We start from the raw sequence: 25,623 nt of genomic DNA, 5'->3' as shown, positions 1-25,623 counted from the left end.
GGGTTAAAATCATCACTCAATATAAAATAACGCGGATTACCATTATAAATAAATCAATTAAATATTTAAAAAACAAAGACATAAAATAATTAATGATTATTTTATGTCTTAAGATATAACAAAGATTCATCGATTAAATTAATCCCCGAGATCGCAAATAACCCCATGCGCTGATTATTTTTCACCTCATGCTTATCGGTTTGCCGCGATTAAAAATCATCAACAGGGGGATAGACCATGAGTATCTTCAAAAACATGAAACTTGCTACCATGCTCGGCGCCGGTTTTGCCGTGGTACTGATGATCAGTTTCTTCGTTTCCGCCTACGGGCAATTTCAACTGCGGCAACAGAGCAATAACGTGAATCGTCTGGCTTCCGACCAATTGGAAGGTTTACTGCTGATTCAGGAACTGAAAGATAACCTGAACAGTATCGCCATCTCCGCGCGCAACCTGACGCTGTTTACCACGCCGGAACATGTCGCGCAGGAACAACAAAGCATCAACACCACCATCGCCAGGAATAGCGAAATCCTCAAGCGTGTCGCGGAATTGTCCGCTTCCGGCAAAGAGAAAACCCTGTTTGACGCCATCAATCAGGTACGGCCGATTAGCCTCGCAGCCACGCAAAAAGCCATCGCGCTCAGTCTGGATAAAAAATATGACGATGCCAAAAGCGTCATCATGAATGAAGTACAGCCGGCGCAGGCCAATTACTTTAAAGCGATCAACGAGATGGTGAGCTATCAAAAAGGCGATACCCGACGTGCCGCAGACGAAGCCGTCCACGCTGCCCAAGCCGCCGGTTTGCTGATGCTGGTGTTGTCCTGCGTCTCTACCGTACTCGGCGCTGGCATCGCCTGGCTGATTACCCGCAGAATCAAGGGGCTGCTCGGCGGCGAACCGGCCTACGCTTCGGATATTGCCCGCCAGATCGCCGCAGGCAACCTGGCCATCACGGTTGAACTGAAACCGGGCGACGACGCCAGCCTGCTGGCCGCCATGAACGATATGCGCGCCGGGTTGAGCAATATCGTGCAACAGGTCCACGACAGCAGCGCCTCCATTTCTACCGGTTCCAGCGAAATCGCCATCGGCAGCAACGACCTGAGCCGCCGCACCGAAGAGCAGGCCGCCAGCGTCCAGGAAACCGCCGCGTCGATGGAGCAAATCAGCCAGACCATCCGCCAAAACGGCGACACCGTGCGGGAAGCCGCCCAGCTTGCCAGCACCGCCAGCCAAACCGCCGCCAAAGGCAACGACGTCGTCAGCAACGTCATCACTACCATGGCCGACATTACCGCCAGTTCCCGCAAGATAGGCGATATCATCACGGTGATTGACGGCATCGCATTCCAGACCAACATCCTGGCGCTGAACGCCGCGGTGGAAGCCGCCCGCGCCGGCGAACAGGGGCGCGGCTTTGCCGTGGTGGCCGGAGAAGTGCGCTCGCTGGCGCAGCGCTCGGCGTCGGCCGCCCGTGAGATCAAAGAGCTCATTACTACCAGCATGGAAAAAGTGGAAAGCGGCTCGCAACTGGTGGGGCACGCCGGCGAAACCATGAGCGACATCGTCACTCAGGCCCAGCACGTCGCTAATCTCATCAATGAAATCGGCATGACCACCCGGGAACAGGAATCCGGCATTTCGCAAATTAATCAGGCCATCACCCAGTTGGACGGCGTCACCCAGCAGAATGCCGCACTGGTTGAAGAATCCGCCAGCGCCGCCGACAGCCTGAACGATCAGGCGGCAAAACTGGTGGAACTGATGAGCGTCTTTACCATTCAACATGCCTCCCCTTCCCGCCAGACTCAGCCGTCAGCCTCTCCGCGCAAGGCGGAAAAACCGACGCCGCAAAAAATCGCATTACGCAAACCCGCTACCGCCTCCGGGCATGGTGACTGGGAAACGTTCTGAGAATCCCCTGCCTTCAGCCGCCTCCAACGGGGGGCGGCCTGTGCGCTGACCGTACACGTCTTTGTAAGCTCTTGCCCCACGCCTTATCGCCCGCGCTGACATAGCGAATACCTATTATTAAAAATATTTCGTTTTGGTAGTTTGTCATTGTAAACGCCCAGCAAAAATGTGGGTTAATTTCCCCGATATCCGCAAGAGATATCGATGATATGCGCTTCAATAACCAAAACCCCCAGGGCGCTTACCTTTTATACCCACAACAATTCAGCTGTTGATCGATAGCGCTGTGCACGCTCAACCCGGTTCGCCGGAGTAATAAGCGCTGCCAGCATGATCCGAGATCGGAAAGAGGGCGAGTGTGTCACTCACGCACGAAAACCAGCGCACAGGCGCTTCCCGCAATGGCATGTGGATGCCATCACTCGTCATTACGGGACACGTCCTGTTCGTCACCGCGACAGGGCGCTTGAATAATCATCTCTACCGGGGAAAAGGGAACCTATGAACTACTTCAGCAAGATAAAACTCGCAACCAGACTGAATTCTGGTTTTGCCTGGGTGGTCATCATCGGGCTACTGATTGCATTATTCGGACAGTATCAATTGAAAAGCCTTAGCGAAGATATGCAGACGTTATCGAAGTCGCATATGGTGATGCTGCTGCAACTGGAAAAAATGAAAGACAACGTCAACGATGCCGCGCGCGGTGTCCGGGACATCGCGCTGTTGAACGACAAAGGACAGAAAGAGCAGGTACGCCAGCGGCTTGACGACATCAACGCCAGCAGCGACAGGTTGTTGGCGCAAATCAGCCAAAACGCCACCGACCCGGAAATGAAAAAACGGCTCCAGCAGATGGATACCTTCCGCCCTTCCTACGTCGAAGCCATGCAGAATGCCATTGACGCCGGGATGGCAGGGCGTCCGGTTCAGGCGCGCAATATTATCGTCGCTGATCTGCAAAAAGCGCAGGAAGGCATTTTCAATACGTTGAACGACATGACGGATTACCAGTCATCGCTGACGCTCGATCTCACCAGCAAAGCGCAGCAGTTGGCGAACAAATCCGGGTTGTTGATGCTGGGCCTGGCGCTGTTCGGCACGCTGATCGGCATCATCACTGCCTGGGCGCTTAGCCGCTACCTCAAACGCCAGTTGGGCGGCGAACCGCAATACGCCACGGCTATCGCCCATGAGGTGGCGCAAGGCAATCTGGCGGTGGACGTCGCGTTGAATAGCGGCGACGAACGCAGCGTGCTTGCCGCCATGAGCAATATGCGTGACAGCCTGAGCCATATCGTCGGCCAGGTGCGCCAGAGCAGTGAATCCATCGCTACCGGTGCGCAACAGATCGCGTCCGGCAATGCCGATCTCAACCAACGCACGGAAGAGCAAGCATCCAGCTTGCAACAAACCGCCGCATCCATGGAACAAATCAGCCAGACCATTCGCCAAAATGGCGATACAGTGCGTCAGGCGGTACAACTCGCCACCTCCGCCAGCGATACCGCCGCCAAAGGCAGCGATGTCGTCGGCAGTGTCATCAGCACCATGGAAGACATCACCACCAGTTCCCGCAAAATCGGCGATATCATCAGCGTGATTGACGGCATCGCATTTCAAACCAATATCCTGGCGCTGAACGCCGCGGTGGAAGCCGCCCGCGCCGGCGAGCAGGGCCGCGGTTTCGCCGTCGTAGCCGGTGAAGTGCGTTCACTGGCCCAGCGTTCCGCATCTGCGGCCCGTGAAATCAAGGAACTGATTACCGAAAGCATGAATAAGGTGGAAAGCGGCTCGTTGTTGGTCGGTAACGCGGGCGCTACGATGGATGAAATTGTCACCCAGGCGCGCCATGTCGCCAGTCTAATCAATGAAATCGGTTTAACGACGCAGGAGCAAGAGGCCGGTATCGGCCAAATCCATCAGGCCATCAGCCAATTGGATGCCGTCACCCAGCAAAACGCCGCGTTGGTTGAACAATCCGCCGACGCGGCTGGCAGCCTGAGCGCACAAGCAGGCCATCTGGTGGAATTGATGCGGATATTTGCGGTTCGCGGCGGCGAAGTCGCTGCCACGCCACATATCATCCCCCCCACCACAACGCCTCAGTTAAAACTCATGCCGATCAGTTAAGTCTGGCTCGCCGGGGAAACATGCTGACGCGAACGCGAGCCGGCTAAAAAATCGGTGGTTGGGACATCATCATCGGCGAACCTCAAAAAGGTTCGCCTTTTTTAATATCAACACAAACCCCATGGCATTAAAGATCATAGTTATTTTGTAAATTACATTCGGAAAATAATGCTATTTTTTTCAATGCGACGGCATTAACAAATATGAAAAAATTTTGTCACAGGTTATCGACAAACGATTTAAAAGAATCCATACTGAAATTAATTCAGGAAGAATGGTAAATTCTGGAAATAAATATACCAGCATATAATGCTTTATATATCGACTATATTTTTCAACACATTTAATAAATTAAAAATTAACGGTTAGGTTAATCTCTACAGACAATTTATCTCTGATGTTTTTCATCAGCGGAATTATTATTGCCTGAATCATACCAATATTTATACCCAGAATAACTCGAGAAACAGGAAAGTGAATCCCGATGAGCTTACTCCGGTAAGTGATTCGCATGAGCGACAATTCTGATGCACGTAGATTTGAACGCAGCGGCTTGCGCCCAGCGGGGCGATGCTCAGGAATGTGCCGAGTCATAAAGCCAATGCGCCGGCAACTTGAAGGATGACGGGTATATATACCCAAAATAATTCAAATACCAGGAAGACACCGGGTAATAAAATCACCACACCTGCATTTGAATAATAACCAACATAAATCTTACATAAAAAGGTGATGCTATGCGTTTTTTTAAAGAAATGAAATTAAGCTTCATGTTAGGTACAGGGTTCGCCATGGTCATCGCTATTGGTTTTCTGGTCGCGATTTATGGGCAAATACAGTTAAAGCAGCTCAGTACCCATATTCAAACGCTGTCAAAAGAACGTCTCACAGAGTTACAGTTGATACAAGAATATAAAGACAATATGAATATTACCGCCAGGGTGATAAGAAATATTGCATTACTTACCGATCAACAACAAATGCTTATTGAAAAACAGCGGATTGATACGATTATTCCCAGAAACAGCGACCTGCTCGTTTTACTGCGAAAAACCTCGACAACAGCGGAACAGAACTCGTTGCTCGATCAGCTGGAACAAAAGCGCCCGGCTTATCTGGAAGCGATCAGAAAAACCATCGAATTCGGGTTATCAAATCAGCCGGACAATGCGAAAAACCTGATTCTCGGCGAAGTACGCAATACGCAGGATACGTTGTTCAAGGTGATAGATAGCTTGTTGAACTATCAGAAAAGCGTGACCAACGCCACGGCTGACAACTCAGAATCACAAGCCAACAATGCCGGCCTGCTGATGTTGTCATTGGCAATATTGATTGCCCTCGCCGGCAGCGTGGTTGCCTGGATGATCACCCGCCTCATCACCAGGTTACTGGGCGGAGAACCGGTTTATGCCTCTCACATCGCCCAGCTGGTGGCGCAAGGCAATCTGTCCGTCAATGTCAAACTGAAAGCCAATGATCGCCATAGTTTATTGGCCATGATGCGCGCCATGTGCGACAGCCTCAGCCATATCGTCAGCCAGGTGCGCAAAAGCAGCGAATCCATCGCCGCCGGCTCACAGCAGATCGCTATCGGCAGTACCGACCTCAGCCAACGTACCGAAGAGCAGGCCGCCAGCTTGCAGCAAACCGCCGCATCCATGGAACAGATCAGTCAAGCCATTCGCCAAAACGGCGATATCGTGCGTCAGGCGGTGCAATTCACCACATCCGCCAGCGATACGGCCGCCAGAGGCAGCGAGGTAGTGAGTCATGTCATCCTCACCATGAATGATATTGCCGCCAGTTCCAGCAAAATCGGCGACATCATCAGCGTCATTGACGGCATCGCGTTCCAGACCAATATTCTGGCGCTGAATGCGGCAGTAGAGGCCGCCCGCGCCGGCGAACAAGGCCGCGGTTTCGCCGTCGTGGCCGGCGAAGTGCGTTCGCTGGCGCAACGTTCAGCCTCAGCAGCCAAAGAAATTAAAGAGCTGATCACAGCAAGTATGGAGAAGGTGAAAAGCGGTTCACAACTGGTTGATCACGCAGGTATTACGATGGGAGAGATAGTGACGCAGGCACGCCATGTCGCCGATTTGATCACTGAAATCGGCCTGACGACACAAGAACAAGAGTCCGGTATCAGCCAAATTCATCAGGCCATCAGCCAATTGGATACTGTCACTCAGCAGAATGCCACGCTGGTCGAGCAATCCGCCAACGCCGCAGGGAGCTTGAGCGCGCAGGCGAGCAATCTGGTGGAGTTGATGCATATGTTCGTGATTGACGTTCCCCAACATAGCAACACCGCCCAGAGCACACTGGCGACATCCCGCAGTTTGCACCCGGCTCTTGCTGGAAGTGGCAATGAAGGGTGGGAGAGATTTTAATTGCAAGCGCAGGCTCACCACAGCCATGCGCTAGGAAGCCGAATAAGCCAGGGTTAAATAATTAATATTTTTCATATAGATAAACCTGCCGGCGAACGATTCCCGGCAGGTTAAAAAAAAAGGGGGCCCCCATTAGACAAACAATAATTCTCCTTTCATAGTTAAAACGTCAGCTTAAAAAAAAACCACAAGGATGACAGCACCTGCCCCTTCGGCATCCATCAGGATGGCACCATGAGCTGAGCCTCATACACACTTTCCATCGCCGCCGTGATTCTCAGCGATGGCCCAACACCAGTCCGGACGCTTATCTGATAGGCGTCATTAGCAGTGTGGCTGTGCACTTTTTTATCACCCGCGAGATTCGCTGTTATCGGTATGAGAGTCAGCGCTTCGGCCCTTACACCGATCACGGTGTTGAGTTGCTGTTACCTGAACAACATACCGATGGGCGATCCCCGCAGCATGCATAAAAAGTTCACAGCAAGAAGCTGGGGGTATCAAGTCAGTCCCTGTGCGGTGCTGTCCTGATTTCCCTGTTGTTCTGGTTCGGCCATTGCGGCACATCGGTGCGCGCAGATGATGACACTGGCAGGGGATATGATGAAAAGAATCAGTAAGATGAAGTTAAGCACCATGCTCGGCTCTAGCTTTGCGATCGTGATTTTGATTGGCTTTCTGGTGGCGGGCTTTGGCCGCATACAGCTCTGGCAACTTAGCGGCAACATCAATGAACTCGCTGAAAATCGGGTTCCCAAACTGTTGATGATGCAGTCTTATCAAAGCAACATCATGATTGTTTCCAATGCTGCGCGGGATTTGGTGTTGTCCTCCGATCCCGCGCAGATGCAAATAGAAAAACAGCGTATTGACGACGCCGTCGCAAAAAGTACGACGCTGCTCCAACGCTTTGACGAATTAACCGTATCGCCTGCCGCCAGGGCGTTGTTGAAAAAGCTGGAAGAAGCCCGGCCAGACGCCATCACCGCGCTGAAAAAAGTCATTGAATTCGGCCTGGCCAACCGTGATGGGGAGGCCATACATATCATTCTCAACGAATTCCAGCCAGCGCAGACAAAACTGCTGCAAGCCATCGACAACATCATCAATTACCAAAAAGACAGCACTAACGATTTATCTGCTAATTCAGAGCAACTCGCAAATGACTCCGGCAACCTCATGTTCATTCTGACCCTTATGGCATTGGTGCTCGGCAGCGTCATCGCCTGGCTCATTACACGTCAGGTAAAAGGAAAACTGGGGGGTGAACCGTCGGAGGCCGTCTATATCGCCCAACAAATCGCGCAAGGCAATCTGGCGATCAGCATTCCTTTGCGAAAAAACGACGACAGTAGCCTATTGGCCGCGATTGAAGTGATGCGTAAGCACCTGTGTCATATCGTCGATCAGGTACGTCAAAGTAGCGATTCCATTGCCACCGGCACCAATGAAATTGCCAGCGGCACCAGCGATCTCAGCCAACGCACGGAAGAACAAGCCGCCAGCCTGCAACAAACCGCGGCGTCCATGGAGCAAATCAGTAATGCCGTTAATCACAATGTGGAAATCGTCAAACATGTCACTGATCTGGCAAACAACGCCACTGCCACAGCCCAAAAGGGCAACGAAGTGTTTAGCGGTGTAGTTTCCATGATGAATAACATCAGCGGCAGCTCGCAAAAAATCGTCGATATTATCCAGTTGATCGATACCATCGCATTTCAGACCAACATTCTGGCATTGAACGCCGGCGTCGAGGCGGCGCGTGCCGGTGAAGAAGGTAAAGGCTTCGCCGTCGTCGCCAGCGAAGTCCGCTCGCTAGCACAGCACTCCGCCAACGCCGCACACGACATCAAAGCGTTGATCACAACCAGCGTGCAACAAATCGAAGCGGGAACAGAATTGGTTTCCCACGCCGGCATCACGATGAGTGAAATTTTGGATCAAAGTCGGCAGGTGGCGGAGCTCATCAACGAAATCAGCATCTCTACCAGCGAGCAGCAGCTGGGTATTTCACAAATCAACCTCGCTGTCGCTCAGCTCGATCAAGTGACTCACCAGAACGCCGCGCTGGTGCAAGAGTCCGCCACGGCGACGGAGAACCTGAGCCATCAAGCCACGCATCTGGTGGATTTAATCAAAATCTTTGTGGTGGAAGAGGTGATCTCCCGCCAGCGGCTGGAGATGGCGAATGCCGACAACGTTACTTCGGCCGTCAACCACCGGGCGCTGATACACTGACGCAGTAGCGGCTCCGGGCCTTGCAGAACGGGTGATACCAGGATAATCATGTTGCAGGGGCAGGATAATCACGGCCGCCGATGAAATCAGCCCGTCAGCCATTCACCGGGTGTTATTCCCTGATGACGGTTCATATACCGCCGTCATCAGGGGACAGGTCTTACAGCGCGCGCCGCAGGCGGGCTACGGCTTCATGCATCTGCTCTTGTGTCGCAGTCGCGAAAGAGAGGCGCAGCGTTGAGCGATCTGGGTGGTCGGCGAAGAAGAATTCACCGGGCACGAATACCACGCCCTGTTCCAGCGTCTTCTGCAGCCAGGCGGTGGTATCGAACGGTTGACGGAAACGCGCCCACAGGAACATCCCGCCTTCCGGCTGGTTGAATTCGATGACATCGCCCAGTTCCTGCGCCATCAGCGACGACAGCAGTTCCGCTTTTTGACGATAAGCATGGCGGATGGTTTCAATTTGCGCCGACAGGCGCCCGAGCCCCAGATAAGACTCCACGATCGCCTGCGATAGCGAACTGGCGTGCAGATCCGCCGCCTGCTTGATGATCGCCACTTTATGCAGCAACCAATCGGGCAGGATAGCCCAACCCAAGCGTAAACCCGGCGCCAGAATCTTGGAGAAGGAAGAGGTGTAGACCACGCGATCCGCATGGCCAGCCTCTTGCGCCAGCTGGTAAATCGTCGTCTGGCGCGTCTCTGTAAAACGCAGCTCGCCATACGGATCGTCTTCAATGATCAGAAAACCGTGGCGTACCGCCAGTTCCAGCAGTTGACGACGGCGGGCTTCGCTCAGCGTTACACCACTCGGATTGCCGAAATTCGGCACCAGATACACGCCTTTGATGCGCGTGGTTTCCAGCAACGCGGCCAGTTCGTCCACCACCATGCCGTACTCGTCGGACCCGACCGACATCACCTGCGCTTCAGCCAGCTCCAGCGTTTGCAACGCCGCCAGATAGGTCGGGCGCTCCACCACAAAAATATCCTGCGGGTTGGCGGTCGCGCGCATCACCAGATCCAGCGCCTGCTGGGAACCGGCGGTCACGACAATATCTTCCGCGTGGGTCTTGATGCCGCGTAATGCGCACAGTTCGACGATACGCTCACGCAATACCGGGCTGCCCTCGGTCAGGCCATATTGGAACGCCGATGACGGCTGTTCGGTAATCGCCCGTTGGGTCGCTTCGTTAAGCCCCTGGAAATCAAATAACGCTTCAGAAGGAATGCCGCCCGCCAACGAAATCACGCCGTCCATTTTGCTGTGCTTCAGCAATTCACGAATTGCGGAGCTTTTCAGGCGCGCCATACGCTGCGCCAGTAACCCATCCGTTGACATGTTGAGTCTCACTTAATTGTTTGCAAGAAATGATGACATTAAGCGGGCCGGAGAATACCGGCCCGGGGAGATTCTAACCGCCAAGATAGGCGGAACGCACGGCTTCATTCGCTAATAATGCCGCGCCGGTATCTTCTAGTACCACATGGCCGTTTTCCAGCACATAACCCCGATCAGCCAGACGAAGTGCCTGGTTAGCGTTCTGCTCCACCAAGAAGATAGTCATGCCTTCTTCGCGCAACCGCTGGATGGTGTCGAAGATCTGCTGGATGATGATCGGCGCCAGGCCGAGCGACGGTTCATCCAGCAACAGTAGACGCGGCTGGCTCATCAATGCACGGCCGATAGCCAACATTTGCTGTTCACCGCCGGACATGGTGCCCGCCCGCTGAGTACGGCGTTCAAACAGCCGCGGGAACAGCTCGTACACCCGCGCGATACGCTGCTGATACAGCTCGCGCTTGACGAAAAAACCGCCCATCGACAGATTCTCTTCCACCGTCATGCGGGAAAATACCCGGCGACCTTCCGGCACGATGGCGATGGCTTCACGCATGATGCGCGCCGTCTGCCAGCCGGTGATGTCCTTCCCATCAAACACGATGGAACCTGCGGACGCCCGGGGTTCGCCGCACAGTGTACCCAGCAGTGTGGTTTTGCCCGCGCCGTTGGCGCCGATCAGCGTCACGATCTCGCCCTGGTTGATATGCAAGCTAACCTGATGCAGCGCCTGGATTTTACCGTAGTGCGCGGAAACCTGATTAAATGACAGCATAGTTCTTATCCTTCACCCAGATACGCGCGGACAACATCCGGGTTGTTACGAATTTCGGTGGGCGTACCGTTGGCCAGCGGCATCCCTTGATTCACCACGTAAATCCGATCGGAAATACCCATCACCAATTTCATGTCGTGCTCGATCAGCAGCACCGAAACCTGATGGTTGCTGCGCAGGTCGACAATCAGCTCGTCCAGTTCTTCCGTCTCTTTCGGGTTGAGGCCCGCGGCGGGTTCGTCAAGCATCAGCAACTCTGGCCGAGTCACCATGCAGCGGACAATCTCCAGCCGACGTTGCTGACCATATGCCAGATTGCCCGCCTGACGATTCGCCAGTTCCAGCAATCCCACGCGCTCCAGCCAAATAGCCGCGCGCTGACGGGCATCCGCCTCTGCACGACGGAACGACGGCGTTTTCAGCAGACCAGAGAACACCCCGCTTTTGAGGTGCTGATGTTGCGCCACCAGCAGGTTTTCGATCACCGTCATCTCGCGGAACAGACGCACATGTTGAAAAGTGCGCACCACGCCCATGCGGGCAATCTGCTGCCCCGGCAACCCTTCCAGATGGCGGTCGCGCAGCACAATGGTGCCGCCCGTTGGACGGTAAAACCCGGTCAGGCAGTTGAACACCGTCGTCTTCCCCGCCCCGTTGGGGCCGATCAGCGAAACGATTTCACCCTGATGCAGATCCAGTTCCACATTGTTGACGGCCAGCAGGCCGCCGAAGCGCATCATCAGGCCTCTGACCGATAATAATGGCTGGGTACTCATGCCTGCTCTTCCTTCTTCTCAATCTGCAGCTTCATCTGCGGACGTTTCATCGGCAGCAACCCCTGAGGACGCCAGATCATCATCAGTACCATCAACGCTCCCAGCAACAACATGCTGTATTCGTTCAGGTCACGCATCAGCTCACGGGACACCACCAGCAAAATCGCCGCCAGAATGACTGCGAACTGCGAGCCCATCCCGCCCAATACCACAATCGCCAGCACAAAGGCTGACTCGACGAAGGTGAAGGATTCCGGGCTGACAAACCCCTGGCGGGCCGCGAACAACGTGCCGGCGAAACCGGCGAACGCCGCACTGATGGTGAACGCCGTCAATTTGATTTTGGTCGGGCTCAGGCCCAGTGAACGACAGGCGATTTCATCTTCGCGCAGCGCTTCCCACGCCCTGCCCAGCGGCATACGCAGCAACCGATTGATAATAAACAGCGTCAACAGCACCAGTAACAGTGCCACCATATAGAGGAAAATAATGCGGTCGCTGGGGTCGTAGGTCAGGCCGAAAAAGTGGTGGAACGTATCCCAACCGCCCTCACGGGGCGCTCGGTTGAACTCCAGTCCGAACAACGTGGGCTTGGGGATTTGGCTGATACCGTTCGGCCCGCCAGTGAAACCGGTGTTGTTCAGCAACAAGATACGTACAATTTCACCGAACCCCAGCGTCACGATCGCCAGATAATCGCCGCGTAGCCTGAGTACCGGAAACCCCAGCAGGAAACCGGACAGCGCCGCCGTCAGCCCCGCCAGCGGCAAACATTGCCAGAACCCCAGGCCGTAGTAGTGGCTCAGCAAGGCATAAGTGTAGGCGCCGATGGCATAAAAACCGCCGTAACCCAGCACCAGCAAGCCGGACAACCCGACCACTACGTTCAACCCTAGACCCAGCATGACGTAAATCAGCGTCAGAGTAGCGATATCCACCGTGCCGCGCGAAACTAAAAACGGCCACATGATTGCAGCGGCAATCAACGCCAACGCCAACAGTTTTTGACGCGGCGTACTGCCGTCAAAACTCGGCAGCACCAGATTGCCGACGCCGGCTATTTTTCTCGTCCCCCGTTGCAACAACGGACGCAACAGCTGGAACAGAAAGACCACCGCGCAAGCCGCGCCAATCCAATACCAACGCACCGTCTCCGCGCCATGCACCACCAGTCGTGTGCCATCCAAACTGAGCTGCATGCCCATAACGAACGCCGCCAGCACCAGCAGTATCAGCGCCGATACCACGGCATTAATCAACACATAAGGCTTCATACCTTCTCCACCTCCGGACGCCCGAGAATACCGGTGGGCATCACCAGCAGAACGACAATCAACAACGCGAAAGACACCACGTCCTTGTATTCGGTGCTGAGATAGGCCGAGGTCAGCGCCTCGGTGATACCCAGCACCAGGCCGCCGATCATCGCGCCGGGAATACTGCCGATACCGCCCAGCACCGCAGCGGTGAACGCTTTCATCCCGGCCATAAATCCGATATAGGGGTTAATCACGCCATAGAACTGACCCAGCAGCACGCCGGCCACCGCAGCCATCGTCGCGCCGATGACGAACGTCAGCGAAATCACGCGATCGGTGCTGATGCCAAGCAGGCTGGTCATTTTCAGATCTTCCGAACAGGCGCGACAGGCGCGGCCCATACGGGAATAACGAATAAACAGGGTCAATGCCAGCATTGCCAGAAACGTCACCACCCAGATAGTCAACTGCATGGTGGTGATGGTCGCGGCGAAACCATTGCTTTCACCTAACACCCACTGGCCCTGGATCAGGCTGGGCAGCGCGACATCACGGGAACCTTGCGTCAGGCTGACGTAGTTCTGCAGGAAAATCGACATACCGATGGCGGAAATCAAGGCGATCAACCGTTTGGAGTCGCGCACCGGTTTGTAGGCCACACGTTCAATGCTCCAGCCGTAGGCGCTGGAAATCACAACAGCGGCGATAAAGGCTGTGCCAATCAGCAACCAGCTGGTATCGATGCCCATCATCATCAATGCGGCAATCACGATGAAAGAGACGTAGCTGCCGATCATGTAAACCTCGCCATGAGCGAAGTTGATCATGCCAATGATGCCGTAAACCATGGTGTAGCCAATGGCAATCAGCGCATAAGTGCTGCCCAACGTCAGACCGTTGAACATCTGCTGAAGGAAATAGAGGAACTGCTCGGACATACCTTAACCTTAGACATTGCCCCCGCAGCCTGACGGCTGAGGGGGCACGGTATTTTGGGAGTAATACGGGTTCGAACGGTTACTTCGCGTTAGAGGAAGTGCCGTCTGCGTGCCACTCGAATACGCCAAACTCAAACCCTTTCAGGTCGCCTTTTTCGTCCCAGCTCAACGGGCCCATTACCGTATCCACGGACTTGGCTTTCAGATCCGCTACCAGTTTGGCCGGTTCCGCCCCGCCAGTACGTTGCATCGCCGTGGTCAGCGACTGCAGTGCGGCATAGGTGGTCCAGATGAATGGGCCGGTCGGATCCAGTTTTTTGGCTTTCAGCGCATCGACGATCGGCTGGTTGGCCGGCACCTGGTCATAACGCTTCGGCAACGTCACCAGCATGCCTTCGGACGCAGCACCCGCGATGTTGGACAGCGAAGAGTTGCCCACGCCTTCCGGCCCCATGAATTTAGTCGTCAATCCGGCGGCGCGCGCCTGGCGCAGAATCTGCCCCATTTCCGGGTAATAGCCGCCGAAGTAAACGAAATCCACGTTCTCTTTCTTCAGACGCGCCACCAACGTGGAGAAATCTTTGTCACCCGCCGTCACGCCTTCAAACAGTACGATGTTCGCGTTGGCTTTTTTCAGGCTGTCCTGCACCGCACGGGCCAAACCTTCGCCATACTGCTGCTTGTCGTGCACCACGGCGATACGCTGCGGTTTAACCTGCTCCAGAATGTATTTTGCGGCAGTCGGCCCCTGATCGGAATCCAGGCCGGTGGTGCGCATAATCAGTTTGTAGCCACGTGTCGTCAGGTCAGGCGCTGTTGCTGCCGGTGTAATCATGAGCACGCCTTCATCTTCATAGATGTCAGACGCTGGCTGTGTGGAAGAAGAACACAGGTGGCCAATAACGTACTTGATGCCATCGTTGATCACCTTGTTGGCAACGGCGACCGCCTGTTTCGGGTCGCAGGCATCGTCATACTCGACACCCACCAGTTTGTTGCCGTTTACGCCCCCTTTGGCATTGATATCAGCGATTGCCTGACGGGCGCCGGTGAACTCCATATCGCCGTATTGCGCGACCGGGCCGGACATGGCGCCGACAATCGCAACCTTGATATCGGCGGCATTCACTACGTGGCTCATCGCCGCGGCCAGACACCCCATCAACAACACTTTACCTTTGCTTAATTTCATCCGTTTTACCCCATCTGTCATTTTGGAGATTGCTATAATTATTGGCAGTAACCGTGATTACTTGCTCTTTTTCTTAAGTAATAACGAGTTAGGCTCTGTTATAAGCAATAGTTTGTAATAAGACTTTATTATTCATGATATTAAACAGGAGTTTTATGCTGCAAATCAACTGAGATTCTCAGAAAAACACGGTGTAAACAGCATAAAATATCAGTCCTAAACGCCAGTATTTTTTTCATTTATGGTCAATTATTCTGCTTTTTACGTTGGCTAATGATCGATTACTCGAAAGATCGGTGGCGGAAAAAACATTTCCCCTGACAGCCGTAAGGGAAAAATTACACAACGCTTTTACTACAAGCTCGCTACAATATTCTTAAGGTTAATGAGGGCACAACGTATGAAACTCACGGTGGAACGCATCACAAAAATCAGCGCGCAGGATCGACACGACCTGTCTTTCATCTGGCCGCATCAGGATTTCGACATACTGGAAAAAGACCTGAACGATGATCACCGTTTGTTCGCCGCTCGCTTTAATGGCCACTTGTTGGCAGGCGTCATCGTCGAAATCGATAGCAACAGCAGTTGCGCCGAATTGACTGATATGCAGGTCAGAACCTCAACCCGTCGTCATGGCGTGGGCAAGTATCTGATAGAGGAAGTCTTGCGCGCCTGTCCCGACGTCAAGGAATGGTGGCTGGATGCAGCGGATCACGCGCTGGTTAGCGAAGATGTCATGGATAAATTCATGCATTCATGCGGTTTTTACGCCGTTTCCGGCGGCTGGGAATACATTGTCAAAACACCACAACCTGATGATGGTGCATAAAAAACGGCCGGAAATTCCGGCCGTTTTTTTACGGATATTCGCTGTCGGGCGATCAGTTACGCCTCGATTGCCGCGCGTAATTTCTTCATGGCGTTTTTCTCAAGCTGACGGACACGTTCCGCCGATACACCGTAATAGTCCGCCAGTTCCTGCAATGTAGACTTGTTGTCGTCATCCAGCCAACGGGCGCGAATGATATGCTGGCTACGTTCGTCCAATCCTTCCAATGCATAAGCCAGTTTATCGGCCGCGTGGGTTTCCCAGTTATCTTCTTCAATGCCATCGGCAAAATCGGACGACTTGTCTTGCAGATACAGCATGGGCGCCATCGGCTGACCCGGCTGAGCGTCATCGTCAGGTGTGGGATCGTACGTCATGTCCTGCGCCGCCATGCGCGATTCCATTTCACGCACGTCTTTGCTGGTGACTCCTAGCTCGCGGGCGACCAACTCGACTTCGTCTTGGTTAAACCAGCCCAGACGCCGCTTGGTTTTACGCAGATTGAAAAACAGTTTGCGCTGCGCCTTGGTGGTTGCCACCTTGACGATACGCCAGTTGCGCAGCACATATTCGTGGATTTCAGCCTTGATCCAGTGCACGGCAAAAGAGACCAGACGCACCCCGACATCCGGGTTGAAGCGGCGCACCGCCTTCATCAGGCCGATGTTACCTTCCTGAATCAGATCTGCCTGCGGCAGTCCATACCCGGCATAATTGCGGGCCACATGAATCACAAATCTCAGGTGTGACAGAATGAGCTGCTTGGCGGCATCCAGATCACCGTGATAATGCAGCCGTTCAGCCAGTGCCCGCTCTTCCTCCGCCGTCAGCATCGGATAGGCATTGGCGGCACGAATATAGCCTTCCAGACTGCCCTGGGGTACTAAGGCGAAAGTTTGCATATCTTTGGTCATTCCACCCCTCTCATTAATTAATCATGCCTGTTGTATATCACTGAAAGTATACCGACGGGCCATTGCAGTTTTTGTGCCTCAAACGGCATCAATATAAAAAAAACGACTCGCTGGTGGTTAGAGTGTGACTTATCGCACAAGTTCCACCCATTTTATCCATCTTAAAGTGCATATCAAGACGGATAACCGGCGATACGGGCCGCGATAACAAGGGAAAAATGCATACAAAAAATCAGATGGAAAAGGATTTTTCCCTTGTGTGCCATCGTTGACCACAAGGGAAGAGTATACCAAAAAACACTTACTCCGGTGTAAAGCGGCGTAAATGTTGTACGGTGGCAAGCCAGGCCGCCAGCCAGCCGATCATGGCGGAAATCAGGATCAGCAGCAGCGCTTCATCCCATCCCAGACCATGTACATTAAACGTCGTACCGAATACCGTCGCCACTTGCGACGCTGCGGACGCAAGCCGCCAGACCAACATCTGCGACAATATCAACGACAGCAAGGCGCCGCAGCCTCCCAGCAATACGCCGCCATTGAGGAAGGGGCGCAGGATAAAACCGTCTGTCGCGCCAATTAGCTTCATCACATTGATGGTCTCGCGTCGGCTGAAAATATTCAGCCGCACGCTGTTGCCGATCACCAAAAATACCGCGGCGACCATCAGCATACCGATGACTGCGGCAACCTGGCCGACCAACCCAGTCAGCGCCATCAAACGAGAGAACCAACTGTCGTCCATGCGCACTTCACCCACACCCTGAATGGCGGCGATGCGATCACGCAAAGTAGTCAGTACCTGATTATTCTGGAACGCCAGCCGAGGCGTTACTACCGCTACAGCAGGCAGCGGGTTCTCTTCCAACATATCCAGCGCGCCGCCGAAACCGGACCAATTGCGAAATTCCCCCATCGCTTCGTCGCGGGTCAGATAATTGACTTTATCAACACCCTCTTCCGCCCGGATTTTGGCGATCACTGCCTCTGCGGCATTGTCGTCGAGCGATTTATCCAAATAGACCGTCAGTTGCGGCGAGGGATACCACTGGGCAGCGGCCTGACTGGCATTTTTCCATACCAGATAGCAGATACTGGGCAAGGTTAGCGAAATGGCGATCACCATAACGGTCAACAACGTCGCCAACGGCTGGCGCAGCATATCTCTTAGCGTATTAGCCCAGGCATAGCGCCACTGTTCCTGCCAGCCGCCACTCAGCGATCGAGCACCGACGGCGGCGCGCTTCTCTTTACGCGGCTTATTCTTCACCATCATGGCCTCCCAGCATGCGCCCCTGAGACAGCGTCAACACCCGATAATTGCGACGGGAAATCAACCTGGTATCGTGAGTCGCCATCAGCACCGTGACACCCACACGGTTGAATTCCTCGAACAGACGCAAAATGCCTTCCGACAATGCATCGTCAAGGTTGCCGGTCGGTTCGTCCGCCAACAGCACCACCGGCTTATTGACGACTGCCCGGGCAATGCCCACCCGTTGCTGCTCGCCGCCGGACAGCTGAATAGGGTAACTGCGGGCCTTATCCAACAACCCCACCTTGTCCAACGCCGCGGAGGTACGACGACGAATATCCTCTGGGCTGGCGCCGGCGATCACCAGCGGCATTGCCACATTTTCGTATACCGTGCGATCCATCAGTAAATGGTGATCCTGAAAGATCATGCCGATCTGGCGGCGCAAAAACGGAACTTCCCGCTTCTTCAACCGGCTGATATCGTGGCCGCCGAACAGGATGTGACCGGCGCTCGGCCTTTCGATACCACAGATCAACTTCAGCAGGGTGCTTTTCCCTGCACCGGAGTGACCGGTCAGAAACACCATCTCGGCCGGGTGGATATGAAAATCGACCCCCTGTAACGCCTGGCGGCCGCCAAGATAGGCTTTGCTGACCTGTTCAAAACGAATCATCCGTTTTAATCCTCGCGGGCAAACAGTGCCTCAATAAAGTCGTCGGCCTTGAAGGGCCGCAAATCATCAATGCCTTCACCGACACCGATGTATCGAATCGGAATACCAAACTGGTCGGCAATCGCAAAAATCACGCCGCCCTTGGCGGTACCGTCCAGTTTGGTCAGGGCGATCCCCGTCAAGCCTACCGCCTCATCAAACAACCTGGCCTGACTCACTGCATTCTGTCCGGTGCTGGCATCCAGCGTCAGCATGACTTCGTGCGGCGCATCGTCGTCCAATTTCTTCATCACCCGCACGATTTTCTTCAGTTCTTCCATGAGGTGGGACTTGTTCTGCAAACGACCGGCCGTATCGGCAATCAACACGTCGACGCCACGCGCTTTGGCCGCCTGGATAGCGTCAAAAATCACCGATGCGGAATCCGCGCCGGTATGCTGCGCCACGACCGCAACGTTATTACGCTGGCCCCAAACCTGCAGTTGCTCTACCGCCGCCGCGCGGAAGGTATCGCCCGCCGCCAACATGACGGATTTCCCCTCGGCCTGATACTGACGCGCCAGCTTGCCGATAGTGGTGGTTTTTCCCACGCCGTTGACGCCAACCATCAGGATGACAAACGGCATTTTGCCTTCAATCACCAACGGCTCGTCCGCTTTCGCCAGAATGCCGCTCATCTCCGTTTTCAGCAGGCTCAGCAACGCATCTGCATCTTTCAACTGCTTACGGTCGGCGTGTTCCGTCAATCGCGCGATGATTTTGCGCGTGGTTTCCACACCCACATCCGCAATAAGCAGCTGTTCTTCCAGCTCATCAAACAAATCGTCATCGATTTTCTTGCCGCGGAACAATCCGACAAATCCGGAACCCAGGTTCTGCCGGGTTTTGACCAGGCTGCGCTTCAGGCGAGCGAAGAACCCTTCTTTTGTCGGGCGTTCCTGCTCCTGAGGCGCCGTCGATATCGCTACCGGCGCAGCCAGCGGTGCGCTCGGCGGCTCATCAGCTATCGCCGCTTCCGCGACGACGACAGCCTCATCGTGCACAACCGGACGTTCCTCATCCGATGCGGCCAACACTTCCGGCTCCGCTGGCGACACCGTTTCGGATATCGCTGTGCCAACCTCAGGTTCGGCCATATCCCGAAGTACGGAAACATCCTCGACAGCGACGGTCTCTGACACAGAATCCGCTGTTTCACCGGACTCAGCAGGCGCGGGCTCCGCCGTTACCTCTTCCGGGTTAGTCTCTTCCTGACGCCCCAATCCCAACCAGGAAAAAAATCCGCGCTTTTTCTCTTTCGCCATCGTGTTCTTGCGCTCCTGCCACCAATGCGGTTGCTCTATAGCCAATGAAATCAATAAAGCCGCAAGTTTAACACTTTCCCGCAGTCAGCAACACGCGCGACGCCACTATGGTCATGGACAATCTCCGTAACCAGGTGTGTCGCGCCCGCCGTTGCCGCCATTCGTGATCGCTGATTCCTTTTCCTCCGCCATGAGCATCGTTATCCTTTTCCACGCCAAACGCTGACAGGTGACGTCGCCTAAAATCCGAAAATGTAGGGGTAGGAGAAAAGTCCGCATTTCCGATAGCAAAAAAACAGCAGCGCAATCACAATGAATAGATATCGAAAGCGCTATTCTATTATTAGGTTAGTTTATTATTCCGGAAATAAAGGCCGCGGGAGCAATCACAGAAACAGAATACAGACCATTTTTTTCGTAAAATTCAGAGAAAATAAAATGCTCGACCTTACCCAAAATGACATCAAACAGATTTACATGTCGCTCCCGGTTGCCTCTTGTTTGATTGACAGAGAGCAGAGATATATTGCCGCCAACAAGAAATATGCTGAATTGCTGGGAAAAGATCTGTCCGAGATTGTCGGTAAAAAAATGCTCGACGTTATAAAACGCGAATACGCCGATAATGTAACAATGGATTTTATGTTACTGGATAACGGGTTAAAACCTAATGACCACGAGATAACATTCGGCGACAAAATTCTGTTCGTCGCCATCAGCCCAATCAGAACCGATGACCAGGTAATAGCCATATCCGTTTCCCTTACCGACATTACCCGACAGAAAGAAATAGAAAAACAGCTGGAACTGAAAAACCGGGAACTCGACAGGATAAATCGGAAAATCATGATCGATTCAGAAACCGATCCGCTGACATTACTGAAAAATCGTCGGGGGCTGGATAACTATCTCGCCCGATTGGTTAGTGCCCCACCGCAAACATCGTTTCCGCTTTCCATTGCCATCATCGATATAGATTATTTCAAACAATACAACGATATGTACGGACATATTCTGGGCGACGCCTGTATTGAGGCCGTCGCCGGCAAAATTGGCGAGGCAATCGACCACCACGGCGCCTTTGCCGCCCGCTTCGGCGGCGATGAGTTTATTCTGGTGTTCCCACATTTCCAGAGTGAACAGGCAGAAACGATCTGCCACCGGCTCCGTTGCAAGGTACAAGGGTTGGGTATGGAGCACCGGGGCAGCCCATACGGCTTCGTCACGCTGAGCATCGGCATATTCGGTACGGACGCTCTTCCCGATGGCACCAGCGCCGACATGGTAAAACTGCGCCTGCTGCAACAGGCGGACAACGCGCTCTATGAAGCCAAGCGCCGGGGCAGAAACCAGATATACATCATGCATTGACGTTTAATATAGACGCCCCAATGCCCATTGAACCCCATTAACGCGGAGAGTTGTTCGCCGGTTTGTCCGTTAAATCACACTCTGCGGCCAAAATTGTTCCCAGGTGATCCATTCTTCTTAACAATTAATTAGAATAGCGGCCCAACAACTCCGATATGTCGCCAATACTTGCGACGCTCAGTGAAACATCAGGTTATGGCAAAACATCATTCGACATCCGTTCCCGGTCAAATCCGCATTATTGGCGGTCAGTGGCGCGGCAGAAAACTTCCTGTACCAGATAGCCCCGGCCTGCGTCCCACCACCGATCGCGTGCGCGAAACGCTATTCAACTGGCTGGCGCCGGTCATCCAGCAATCCCGCTGTCTGGACTGCTTTGCCGGCAGCGGCGCCCTCGGTTTAGAAGCGCTGTCGCGCTACGCTGCTCATGCCACGCTGCTCGAGGCAGAACGCAATGTCGCCCGTCAGCTAACGCAAAACCTGGCGGTACTCAAGGCGGAAAACGCCAGCGTCGTCCATACCGACAGCTTGCAGTGGCTAGCCGGTGAAGGTTCGCCTTATGACGTGGTTTTTCTCGACCCGCCTTTTCGGCGTGGGCTGCTGGATGACACACTCATGTTGCTGGAAGCAAACGGCTGGTTAGCGGAGGAAGCCTGGATCTATATAGAAACAGAAGCGGAAAATCATGCGCTCGCCCTGCCTGCTAATTGGGCTCTGCACCGTGAAAAAACCGCAGGTCAAGTCGCTTATCGCCTCTATATCCGCCACGCTGCCGAACGCAGCAAGGAGCAATGATGATCGTATGGATTAACCTCGGCCGGCTGGTGATGCTGGGCGTGTGGAGCATTCTGATCACCAATCTGGTTCACCCATTTCCCCGGCCATTGAATATCTTCATGGTATTGGCCACGGTCTTCATGCTGTTGATGCACGGCGTGCAGTTTCTGCTGCTCAAAGCCAGCCAACCTAAGGATGCGCCGCCGCTCAGTCGGGGCCTACAATTGCGTTTCTTTCTGTTCGGCGTATTTGAATTGCTGGCGTGGCAGCGCAAACAACCGCCAATATCGCCGAAGCATCGCCGCTGAATCAGTAGACAGGCGCACATCAGTGCGCCGAAATCAGGAAGGCTGCGTAGTCAGGTTTTTTTGCCGGGCAGGAAAGGAAAGTGGGACACATTGTCGCCCAGTTCCGAAATCCGGGCGCTGCCCCGTTCACGTTCGGTCACGGCATCAATGCGAATCACCGCCTGTATGGGAATATAACTGCGGCCGACGCCGGAAAACTCGGTTTTCAGCTTTTCCGTCGTCGGATCAACCAGCACTGCGGACTGACTGTCGAACACAAAGTCAGCGATCTCAATAAATCCGAACAGATTGCTCTGCACCAGTTCCCGCACGTAAAGCTGATAGTTTTTGCCGTTATTCATAAACTGAATGCGGTACAGCACGGGTTCATTGCTCATTAAACAACCTTCTCCTCCGACCATGAGCCGGGTATCATCATCTCGTCACAAAACTGGGCGTTAACATAACATGAACCCCCGCTACCCGCATCAGGCGAGCCTTACCCTCTTATCCGACGGCGTTTTCCCTTAAATAAGGATGACTTATGCTCTGGTCTTTTATTGCTGTATTCCTTTCCGGCTGGCTGTACGTTGATGCCAGCTACCGTGGCCCGGCCTGGCAACGCTGGCTGTTCAAACCGGTTACGCTGCTGCTGATGATGCTGATGGTCTGGCAGACACCGACGCTGGGCCTGCAGGGCTATCTGGTCATCCTGGCTCTGGCCGCTACGCTGGCGGGCGATGCACTCTTGCTACTGCCGAACCAGAAAATACGCTTCGCCGTCGCAGCTTACTTCGTCAGTCATTTGCTCTACTGCGTCAGCTTCTTCGTCTCACAACTGTCGTTCAGTTTTTTCTGGCCCCTACCTGTGGCGTTGGTTGTCGTAACGACCTTGTTGCTGGTACTGCTGGGCTCACGGCTAAAAGAGGAGCGTTGGTCAGTTACCGCGCTGGTCATCATGACGGCGCTGATGGTCTGGGTAGCAGGGGAGCATTATTTTTCGCTCGGTTCGGATGCCAACTTCGCGCTAATCGCAGGGGCCGCCTTGCTGTTTATCGGGCACGCCGTCTGGTTGATACACCATTTTCGCTTACCGTTCCGCGCCCATCAGGCGCTGCTGGCCATGTGCTACTTCGGCGGACACTTCCTGATAGTCCGCGCGCTTTATATCTAAACAGATCCCGTAGACAGGCCGCCGAAGCGGCCTGTACAACCCAGATATCGCACCGGCTACACCCCTTTGCGCAATAGATAGCGATACGGCAGGCTATCAATGGTCTGCGCCAACAACTCATGCTCCATATAACGGCAAAACCCGGGAATATCGCGGGTCGTCGCGGGATCATCGGCGATGATCAGCAACGTCTGCCCGGTTTCCATCTGGCGCACGGCCTTACGAACCATCATCACCGGCTCCGGACAGCGCAACCCTTGTGCATCCAGTGTCCTATCCGGATTGGCAAAAATATCGCTCATGAACACTTCCGTCGTTATTCTTTGAAGTAAAACGGTGGATTTCACCACGCCGTCATCATTTAAACAACGCGGCCGCGCCTAGTTTACGCCACACATTATCAGGCGCAAACCACTGTAGCGACGCTACTGTTTTGCACAAAAATTAACCATTGCAAAGATAGGTCAATTGGGTATGATTCCGCCACGTTATCGTCAATAAGGGACGGCGAGAACGGGGCAATTTATCTGGGTTCCCTCACCCCAATAACCAAAAAGGTCACACCATGTTCCAATTTACTGCTCAACAGCGGCTGACAGCGTTGTGCTGGCTGTCTCTATTCCATATTTTAATTATCACATCCAGTAACTATCTGGTGCAGCTGCCGATTATTCTGTTTGGCTTCCATACCACCTGGGGTGCGTTCACCTTCCCGTTTATCTTTCTGGCCACCGACTTGACTGTGCGTATTTTTGGCGCACCGCTGGCCCGCCGTATCATTCTGACGGTCATGATTCCGGCGTTGCTGATTTCCTATCTGGTATCCGTGCTGTTTTATCAGGGCGGCTGGCAGGGGTTCAGCGCGCTGAGTCAGTTGAACATCGTGGTCGCTCGCATCGCGACGGCAAGCTTTATGGCCTATGTGCTGGGGCAGATTCTGGACGTACATGTCTTCAATCGGCTGCGTCAGTTGAAAGCATGGTGGGTCGCACCAGCAGCATCCGCCGTACTGGGCAATCTGAGCGATACCGTCGCCTTCTTCTTCATTGCCTTTTACCGCAGCCCGGATGCCTTCATGGCCAGCCATTGGACGGAAATCGCAACCGTGGATTATTTCTTCAAGATATCGATTAATCTGATTTTTTTCCTGCCGATGTACGGTGTCGCCCTCAACATGCTGCTACGCCGTCTGAGCCAGCGGGCCGCCAAGGCGGCGTATCAGGATCAAACCGCCTAACAGACACCAGACTGCAGCGGCGCCGACTCGACATCCGCAAGCACAGTCTAGGAATAACCGGAAAGTTGCCCGCCCCCTCTGTTTTCGGGGGGTAAAGACAGGTTTGTAACGATAAAACGCTTGTTTTTACCGCCCGGATCAGGTGCCATAACGCCACTGTTTTACCTGACCAAAATAAAGAAAGGATACCCATGCCGAAGTTAGTGAAATATTTCGGAATCGGGCTGCTGGCAGCTACGCTGGCGGCCTGTGACGGCAACAGTGGCAAAGGCAGCGTTAACGCGCCTGCATCGGCACCGGCCGCAACCGCCGCCGCGACGAAACCCGTTTCAGTTTCTCTGCTGGCGGGCAAACTGTCGTTCACGCTGCCCACAGGTCTGAGCGATCAGACGGACAAGCTGGGCAACCAGAAAAACAACACGCACCTGTATGCAGACCCGAGCGGCAAGCAGGCAATCATCGTTATTGAGGGCGAAGATTCACCGCTGGATCTGCCAACAATCGGTAAGAATCTTGAAAACCAGCAGCATGCACGCGATGCGAATCTGCAGGTTCTGAGCAACAAAGCGATCGACATCCACGGCCATGCGGCCCAGCAACTGGAAAGCGTCATCACGACCAGCGGACAGAAGTCTTACTCGTCCATCGTGCTCACCAAAGTGGATAACCGCTTGGTTACACTGCAAATCACACTGCCAGCCGATAACCTGCCACAATCGCAGACCGACGCCGGTAACATCCTCAGCTCGTTGAAAATCAACTGACAACAAACGCCTCTCAAGGCGGTGGTTTCGGGCTGACAACAAACGCCGGGCGGCTCCGTC

23 protein-coding genes are annotated in these 25,623 nt (G+C 53.9%); 11 read left to right on the top strand and 12 right to left on the bottom strand.

What is annotated here, in order from left to right:
* Positions 1-237: 237 nt before the first annotated feature.
* From HEP82_RS13775 to HEP82_RS13760, 4 genes are all read left to right on the top strand, one after another.
* On the top strand, positions 238-1,920 hold the full coding sequence (locus HEP82_RS13775) for a methyl-accepting chemotaxis protein (RefSeq protein ID WP_192458600.1): 1,683 nt from the start codon (positions 238-240) through the stop codon (positions 1,918-1,920).
* 501 nt (positions 1,921-2,421) lie between these two features.
* On the top strand, positions 2,422-4,053 hold the full coding sequence (locus HEP82_RS13770; RefSeq protein WP_192458599.1) for a methyl-accepting chemotaxis protein: 1,632 nt from the start codon (positions 2,422-2,424) through the stop codon (positions 4,051-4,053).
* Between the two features lie 737 nt (positions 4,054-4,790).
* Complete coding sequence (locus HEP82_RS13765; protein ID WP_192458598.1) at positions 4,791-6,446, top strand: methyl-accepting chemotaxis protein; 1,656 nt, start codon at positions 4,791-4,793, stop codon at positions 6,444-6,446.
* A 603-nt stretch (positions 6,447-7,049) separates the two neighbouring features.
* Positions 7,050-8,687, top strand: a complete 1,638-nt coding sequence (locus HEP82_RS13760) for a methyl-accepting chemotaxis protein (protein WP_192458607.1) — start codon at positions 7,050-7,052, stop codon at positions 8,685-8,687.
* Between the two features lie 160 nt (positions 8,688-8,847).
* On the opposite strand, the gene HEP82_RS13755 is transcribed toward HEP82_RS13760, so the two are convergent.
* The 6 genes from HEP82_RS13755 to HEP82_RS13730 form a co-directional block, all read right to left on the bottom strand.
* Positions 8,848-10,032, bottom strand: coding sequence for an aminotransferase-like domain-containing protein (locus HEP82_RS13755; protein WP_192458597.1), 1,185 nt, complete (start codon positions 10,030-10,032; stop codon positions 8,848-8,850).
* 73 nt (positions 10,033-10,105) lie between these two features.
* Entirely contained in the window at positions 10,106-10,807 is a 702-nt protein-coding gene (gene livF, locus HEP82_RS13750; protein WP_192458596.1) for a high-affinity branched-chain amino acid ABC transporter ATP-binding protein LivF, read from the bottom strand.
* Between the two features lie 5 nt (positions 10,808-10,812).
* Entirely contained in the window at positions 10,813-11,583 is a 771-nt protein-coding gene (gene livG, locus HEP82_RS13745; RefSeq protein WP_192458595.1) for a high-affinity branched-chain amino acid ABC transporter ATP-binding protein LivG, read from the bottom strand.
* Positions 11,580-12,857 carry a high-affinity branched-chain amino acid ABC transporter permease LivM gene (locus HEP82_RS13740; protein WP_192458594.1) on the bottom strand — a complete coding sequence of 426 codons (1,278 nt, stop codon included), beginning with the start codon at positions 12,855-12,857 and terminating at the stop codon, positions 11,580-11,582. The genes livG and HEP82_RS13740 overlap by 4 nt, the downstream gene beginning before the upstream one ends.
* Positions 12,854-13,780: a high-affinity branched-chain amino acid ABC transporter permease LivH gene (gene livH / locus HEP82_RS13735; RefSeq protein WP_192458593.1), complete on the bottom strand. Its 927-nt coding sequence runs from the start codon at positions 13,778-13,780 to the stop codon at positions 12,854-12,856. The genes HEP82_RS13740 and livH overlap by 4 nt, the downstream gene beginning before the upstream one ends.
* Before the next feature lie 79 nt (positions 13,781-13,859).
* On the bottom strand, positions 13,860-14,972 hold the full coding sequence (locus tag HEP82_RS13730) for a branched-chain amino acid ABC transporter substrate-binding protein (protein WP_192458592.1): 1,113 nt from the start codon (positions 14,970-14,972) through the stop codon (positions 13,860-13,862).
* 400 nt (positions 14,973-15,372) lie between these two features.
* Between HEP82_RS13730 and panM the strand changes: the two genes are divergently transcribed.
* A complete protein-coding gene (gene panM, locus HEP82_RS13725; RefSeq protein ID WP_015855518.1) occupies positions 15,373-15,804 on the top strand; it encodes an aspartate 1-decarboxylase autocleavage activator PanM in 432 nt (143 codons plus the stop codon).
* A gap of 56 nt (positions 15,805-15,860) precedes the next feature.
* Here panM and rpoH read toward each other — a convergent pair whose 3' ends face one another.
* The 4 genes from rpoH to ftsY all read right to left on the bottom strand — a co-directional run bounded on the left by rpoH (position 15,861) and on the right by ftsY (position 19,953).
* Positions 15,861-16,718 (bottom strand): RNA polymerase sigma factor RpoH, encoded by an 858-nt coding sequence (gene rpoH / locus HEP82_RS13720; protein WP_015855519.1) that lies wholly within the window; start codon positions 16,716-16,718, stop codon positions 15,861-15,863.
* A gap of 301 nt (positions 16,719-17,019) precedes the next feature.
* Positions 17,020-17,991, bottom strand: coding sequence for a permease-like cell division protein FtsX (ftsX, locus tag HEP82_RS13715; protein WP_192458606.1), 972 nt, complete (start codon positions 17,989-17,991; stop codon positions 17,020-17,022).
* A complete protein-coding gene (gene ftsE / locus HEP82_RS13710; protein WP_192458591.1) occupies positions 17,978-18,649 on the bottom strand; it encodes a cell division ATP-binding protein FtsE in 672 nt (223 codons plus the stop codon). The genes ftsX and ftsE overlap by 14 nt, the downstream gene beginning before the upstream one ends.
* Before the next feature lie 5 nt (positions 18,650-18,654).
* On the bottom strand, positions 18,655-19,953 hold the full coding sequence (ftsY, locus tag HEP82_RS13705) for a signal recognition particle-docking protein FtsY (protein WP_192458590.1): 1,299 nt from the start codon (positions 19,951-19,953) through the stop codon (positions 18,655-18,657).
* Between the two features lie 438 nt (positions 19,954-20,391).
* Between ftsY and HEP82_RS13700 the strand changes: the two genes are divergently transcribed.
* From HEP82_RS13700 to HEP82_RS13690, 3 genes are all read left to right on the top strand, one after another.
* A complete protein-coding gene (locus tag HEP82_RS13700) occupies positions 20,392-21,324 on the top strand; it encodes a sensor domain-containing diguanylate cyclase (RefSeq protein WP_192458589.1) in 933 nt (310 codons plus the stop codon).
* A 195-nt stretch (positions 21,325-21,519) separates the two neighbouring features.
* Entirely contained in the window at positions 21,520-22,119 is a 600-nt protein-coding gene (gene rsmD, locus HEP82_RS13695) for a 16S rRNA (guanine(966)-N(2))-methyltransferase (RefSeq protein WP_192458588.1), read from the top strand.
* On the top strand, positions 22,119-22,409 hold the full coding sequence (locus tag HEP82_RS13690) for a DUF1145 family protein (protein ID WP_015855524.1): 291 nt from the start codon (positions 22,119-22,121) through the stop codon (positions 22,407-22,409). Before rsmD ends, HEP82_RS13690 begins: the two co-directional genes overlap by 1 nt.
* Positions 22,410-22,459: 50 nt before the next feature.
* Here HEP82_RS13690 and HEP82_RS13685 read toward each other — a convergent pair whose 3' ends face one another.
* Complete coding sequence (locus HEP82_RS13685; RefSeq protein WP_192458587.1) at positions 22,460-22,786, bottom strand: DUF1820 family protein; 327 nt, start codon at positions 22,784-22,786, stop codon at positions 22,460-22,462.
* A 146-nt stretch (positions 22,787-22,932) separates the two neighbouring features.
* On the opposite strand from HEP82_RS13685, the gene HEP82_RS13680 reads away from it, so the two are divergent.
* The gene (locus HEP82_RS13680; protein WP_192458586.1) at positions 22,933-23,562 is read left to right on the top strand and encodes a lysoplasmalogenase; all 630 of its coding nucleotides are present in this window, start codon (positions 22,933-22,935) and stop codon (positions 23,560-23,562) included.
* A gap of 56 nt (positions 23,563-23,618) precedes the next feature.
* Here HEP82_RS13680 and tusA read toward each other — a convergent pair whose 3' ends face one another.
* On the bottom strand, positions 23,619-23,864 hold the full coding sequence (gene tusA / locus HEP82_RS13675) for a sulfurtransferase TusA (protein ID WP_015855527.1): 246 nt from the start codon (positions 23,862-23,864) through the stop codon (positions 23,619-23,621).
* Between the two features lie 263 nt (positions 23,865-24,127).
* Between tusA and HEP82_RS13670 the strand changes: the two genes are divergently transcribed.
* Both HEP82_RS13670 and HEP82_RS13665 read left to right on the top strand, forming a co-directional pair.
* Positions 24,128-24,799: a 7-cyano-7-deazaguanine/7-aminomethyl-7-deazaguanine transporter gene (locus tag HEP82_RS13670; protein WP_015855528.1), complete on the top strand. Its 672-nt coding sequence runs from the start codon at positions 24,128-24,130 to the stop codon at positions 24,797-24,799.
* Between the two features lie 191 nt (positions 24,800-24,990).
* Positions 24,991-25,563 (top strand): DcrB family lipoprotein, encoded by a 573-nt coding sequence (locus HEP82_RS13665; protein ID WP_192458585.1) that lies wholly within the window; start codon positions 24,991-24,993, stop codon positions 25,561-25,563.
* The last annotated feature ends 60 nt before the right edge of the window (positions 25,564-25,623 follow it).

This window comes from Musicola keenii, from assembly GCF_014855505.1.
Lineage (GTDB): Bacteria > Pseudomonadota > Gammaproteobacteria > Enterobacterales > Enterobacteriaceae > Musicola > Musicola paradisiaca.
This window is presented reverse-complemented; position numbering and strand designations above follow the sequence as displayed.

Coding starts and splice junctions, on each gene's coding strand:
- HEP82_RS13775 (WP_192458600.1), top strand. CDS start 238: ATGAGTATCTTCAAAAACATGAAACTTGCTACCATGCTCGGCGCCGGT.
- HEP82_RS13770 (WP_192458599.1), top strand. CDS start 2,422: ATGAACTACTTCAGCAAGATAAAACTCGCAACCAGACTGAATTCTGGT.
- HEP82_RS13765 (WP_192458598.1), top strand. CDS start 4,791: ATGCGTTTTTTTAAAGAAATGAAATTAAGCTTCATGTTAGGTACAGGG.
- HEP82_RS13760 (WP_192458607.1), top strand. CDS start 7,050: ATGAAAAGAATCAGTAAGATGAAGTTAAGCACCATGCTCGGCTCTAGC.
- HEP82_RS13755 (WP_192458597.1), bottom strand. CDS start 10,032: ATGTCAACGGATGGGTTACTGGCGCAGCGTATGGCGCGCCTGAAAAGC.
- livF (WP_192458596.1), bottom strand. CDS start 10,807: ATGCTGTCATTTAATCAGGTTTCCGCGCACTACGGTAAAATCCAGGCG.
- livG (WP_192458595.1), bottom strand. CDS start 11,583: ATGAGTACCCAGCCATTATTATCGGTCAGAGGCCTGATGATGCGCTTC.
- HEP82_RS13740 (WP_192458594.1), bottom strand. CDS start 12,857: ATGAAGCCTTATGTGTTGATTAATGCCGTGGTATCGGCGCTGATACTG.
- livH (WP_192458593.1), bottom strand. CDS start 13,780: ATGTCCGAGCAGTTCCTCTATTTCCTTCAGCAGATGTTCAACGGTCTG.
- HEP82_RS13730 (WP_192458592.1), bottom strand. CDS start 14,972: ATGAAATTAAGCAAAGGTAAAGTGTTGTTGATGGGGTGTCTGGCCGCG.
- panM (WP_015855518.1), top strand. CDS start 15,373: ATGAAACTCACGGTGGAACGCATCACAAAAATCAGCGCGCAGGATCGA.
- rpoH (WP_015855519.1), bottom strand. CDS start 16,718: ATGACCAAAGATATGCAAACTTTCGCCTTAGTACCCCAGGGCAGTCTG.
- ftsX (WP_192458606.1), bottom strand. CDS start 17,991: ATGGTGAAGAATAAGCCGCGTAAAGAGAAGCGCGCCGCCGTCGGTGCT.
- ftsE (WP_192458591.1), bottom strand. CDS start 18,649: ATGATTCGTTTTGAACAGGTCAGCAAAGCCTATCTTGGCGGCCGCCAG.
- ftsY (WP_192458590.1), bottom strand. CDS start 19,953: ATGGCGAAAGAGAAAAAGCGCGGATTTTTTTCCTGGTTGGGATTGGGG.
- HEP82_RS13700 (WP_192458589.1), top strand. CDS start 20,392: ATGCTCGACCTTACCCAAAATGACATCAAACAGATTTACATGTCGCTC.
- rsmD (WP_192458588.1), top strand. CDS start 21,520: ATGGCAAAACATCATTCGACATCCGTTCCCGGTCAAATCCGCATTATT.
- HEP82_RS13690 (WP_015855524.1), top strand. CDS start 22,119: ATGATCGTATGGATTAACCTCGGCCGGCTGGTGATGCTGGGCGTGTGG.
- HEP82_RS13685 (WP_192458587.1), bottom strand. CDS start 22,786: ATGAGCAATGAACCCGTGCTGTACCGCATTCAGTTTATGAATAACGGC.
- HEP82_RS13680 (WP_192458586.1), top strand. CDS start 22,933: ATGCTCTGGTCTTTTATTGCTGTATTCCTTTCCGGCTGGCTGTACGTT.
- tusA (WP_015855527.1), bottom strand. CDS start 23,864: ATGAGCGATATTTTTGCCAATCCGGATAGGACACTGGATGCACAAGGG.
- HEP82_RS13670 (WP_015855528.1), top strand. CDS start 24,128: ATGTTCCAATTTACTGCTCAACAGCGGCTGACAGCGTTGTGCTGGCTG.
- HEP82_RS13665 (WP_192458585.1), top strand. CDS start 24,991: ATGCCGAAGTTAGTGAAATATTTCGGAATCGGGCTGCTGGCAGCTACG.